The sequence below is a fragment of the Allobosea sp. TAB14 genome (genome assembly GCF_052113865.1).
Lineage (GTDB): Bacteria > Pseudomonadota > Alphaproteobacteria > Rhizobiales > Beijerinckiaceae > Allobosea > Allobosea spartocytisi.
On sequence record NZ_JBFRDQ010000307.1, the window covers coordinates 1 to 2968 of the forward strand.

General features: G+C 63.9%; 3 protein-coding genes. All 3 read right to left on the reverse strand.

Translation table 11 applies throughout. The features are described from left to right. Positions 1 to 276 precede the first annotated feature (276 nt). Positions 277 to 855 carry an RBBP9/YdeN family alpha/beta hydrolase gene (locus tag AB4Y99_RS26830; RefSeq protein ID WP_112764530.1) on the reverse strand — a complete coding sequence of 193 codons (579 nt, stop codon included), beginning with the start codon at positions 853 to 855 and terminating at the stop codon, positions 277 to 279. A 132-nt stretch (positions 856 to 987) separates the two neighbouring features. After that, a complete protein-coding gene (locus AB4Y99_RS26835; RefSeq protein WP_441525473.1) occupies positions 988 to 1539 on the reverse strand; it encodes a hypothetical protein in 552 nt (183 codons plus the stop codon). A 38-nt stretch (positions 1540 to 1577) separates the two neighbouring features. Further along, the gene (purB, locus tag AB4Y99_RS26840; RefSeq protein WP_441525474.1) at positions 1578 to 2885 is read right to left on the reverse strand and encodes an adenylosuccinate lyase; all 1308 of its coding nucleotides are present in this window, start codon (positions 2883 to 2885) and stop codon (positions 1578 to 1580) included. Positions 2886 to 2968: the final 83 nt, after the last annotated feature.

Below are 2968 nucleotides of genomic sequence, written 5' to 3' on the forward strand. Positions count from 1 at the left end.
GTCGCGATCATGTTCATGCGCATGGAGTTTTCCTTCCATCTGTTGCGAATGAACGTCGAATTTGACAGCCCAAATGGGGTCGTAGCCTGAAGTCGAGCCGGCCATTTCGTGATCATCTTGTGGCGAGGGCCGGGCTCGATCCGCCGCAGCACTGACCTGCAGCGAGACGAAAGCCGTCCCGTCGCAGCAATCATGCGGGAGCATTTCCCGAGTGCCGGCGCATGGTCGAGGCAACGCACCGTTGATCGTCAAAGAAGCCCGCAGCCGGGCAATTCCTCAATGATTCATTCTCTGTGGAACCGCGCCTAAGCTCTTGAGAAAACCCGCGAAACGCAACAGCCCATCGGGCCAAGGCCCGTGCCCGGACTCGCTGTTGAGATGGCCGCTGTCGCCGGCATCGACGAATTCGGAGCCCCAGGCCTCGGCGAGCGCCTTCGCCTCCTCCGGCGTGCAATAGGGATCGGTCGCGCTCGCGATCAGCACTGAGGGAAAGGGCAGCTTCTCGCGCCGATGCGGGATGAAATCCTCTCCCATGCCGGGGACCGCGCGCTTGGCCCGCTCGGAGGCCGGCGCCACCAGAAAGGCCCCTGCCACCTCGCCATGCTTGAGATGCTCGGCCGCATGCGCGACCGCGCTGACGCCGGCCGAGTGCGCGACCAGCACGACCGGCCGCGTCGCCCCCCGCACAGCGGCGACGATCCGGTCGGACCAGCCGTCGCGCGTGGGCTTGTACCAGTCCTCCTGCTCGACGCGCCTGGCCGTCGGCAGGCGCGTCTCCCAGCGGGTCTGCCAATGGTCGGAGCCCGAGCCTGACCAGCCGGGGATGATGAGGATATCGACGTCGGAAGATTTCATAACTTTAGCAGTTCTATGATTTCAGCTTCAGCGGTGGCAGGCAGATATCGTCCAATATAGCCAGCACTTGTCGGACGCGCATATTGGAGAACCAATCGACCTGAATGCCCGACGGTGGCTAGCGAAAGTGCTCTAGGCTGGGGGACGAGCCCGTTCGAGGCTGCACAAAGGGGCATCGTCCCAAAGCTGCATCTCGATATAACGGTCGTGCTGCCTGCCCAAATCGTTTCTCCACCGGTCGRCAGGCATTCCCGCCTTCCTTACGAGAGCCTCCAGTTCGCTCAAGGTAAAAACTTTACCATGATGAGGCAGGCGTTCGCTGGCAAGATCATCGCGGAACCCGAGCTGATAGCTCGCCATGCTGTCGGGATAGGTGAAGGTGATAGCATCTGTCGGGAAATGCGCGAGCGGCACGACATGAGAGCATGGGCGCGATGCGTCCAGCCCATCCGCCATATCGCCCAAGAAAAAATATACCGGATAGCGCAACCTCGGTTCCCCGAGCTTCTCCGTGCACTCCGACAGCAACCATGCCTCGGTCGCCCGCCGCCGCGCGAGATAGTTCGACTTGATCGCGCGCAAGCCTGAAACTGAGATGGCGGCTAGCACGGCTCCGGCCGCCTCATCCGAAAGGCTGCACAGATTCCGGAACGCCCCGCGCGCAGGATCGTAGTTGTGGGTCACGATCGCGGGTAATCGATAGGCCCACCGATCGCCCACGTTCAGCCCTCACCGAACACCCGCCGGAAGATCGTGTCGACATGCTTGAAGTGATAGCCCTGGTCGAACATCGCCTTGAGCTCGGAGGCTGAGAGCTTTTCCGCCACATCCTTGTCGGCGAGCAGGTTGGTCAGGAAGTCCTCGCCATGCTCCCAGGTGCGCATCGCGTTGCGCTGGACCATGGCATAGGAATCCTCGCGGCTCGCCCCGGCCTGGGTCAGCGCCAGCAGCACGCGCTGTGAATTGTGCAGGCCGCCGAGCTTGTCGAGGTTCTTGCGCATGTTCTGCGGATAGATCAGCAGCTTGTCGACGACGCCGGTGAGGCGCGCCAGCGCGAAATCGAGCGTCACCGTCGCATCGGGCCCGATCATGCGCTCGACCGAGGAATGCGAGATGTCGCGCTCGTGCCAGAGCGCGACGTTCTCCAGCGCCGGCGTGACCATGCCGCGCACGAGCCGGGCAAGGCCGGTCAGGTTCTCGGTCAGCACCGGATTGCGCTTGTGCGGCATCGCCGAGGAGCCCTTCTGGCCCGGCGAGAAATACTCCTCCGCCTCGTAGACTTCGGTGCGCTGCAGATGGCGAATCTCGGTCGCAAGACGTTCGATACAGGAGGCGACGACGCCGAGCGTGGCGAAATACATCGCATGCCGGYCGCGCGGGATCACCTGCGTCGAGACCGGCTCGACCGTCAGCCCCATCTTCTGCGCGACATAGGCTTCAACCTGCGGATTGATGTTCGCGAAGGTGCCGACCGCACCGGAGATGGCGCAGGTCGCGATCTCCGCCCGCGCCGCCACGAGCCGCGCCCGGCAGCGATCGAATTCGGCATAGGCCTGGGCGAGCTTGAGCCCGAAGGTCACCGGCTCGGCATGGATGCCGTGCGAGCGGCCGATCGTCGGGGTGAGCTTGTGCTCGAAGGCCCGGCGCCTGATCGCGGCGAGCAGCGCGTCGACATCGGCGATCAGGAGATCGGTCGCCCGCGCGAGCTGGACCGAGAGCGTGGTGTCGAGGATGTCCGAGGAGGTCATGCCCTGGTGGACGAAGCGCGCCTCCGGCCCGACGATCTCGGCCAGATGCGTCAGGAAGGCGATGACGTCGTGCTTGGTGACGCGCTCGATCTCGTCGATGCGGGCGACGTCGAATTCGACGTCCTTCGCCTTGGCCCAGATCGTCGCGGCGGCCTCCTTCGGCACGACACCGAGCTCGGCGAGCTTGTCGGTGGCGTGCGCCTCGATCTCGAACCAGATCCGGAACCGGGTCTGCGGCTCCCAGATGGCGACCATCTCGGGGCGGGAATAGCGCGGGATCATCGCAAGCCTTTCACGTTCAAACCGCCGTCATTCCGGACAAGCCGCGAAGCGGCCCAGATCCGGAATCCATCATAGGGCAAAAC

Coding starts and splice junctions, on each gene's coding strand:
- AB4Y99_RS26830 (WP_112764530.1), bottom strand. CDS start 855: ATGAAATCTTCCGACGTCGATATCCTCATCATCCCCGGCTGGTCAGGC.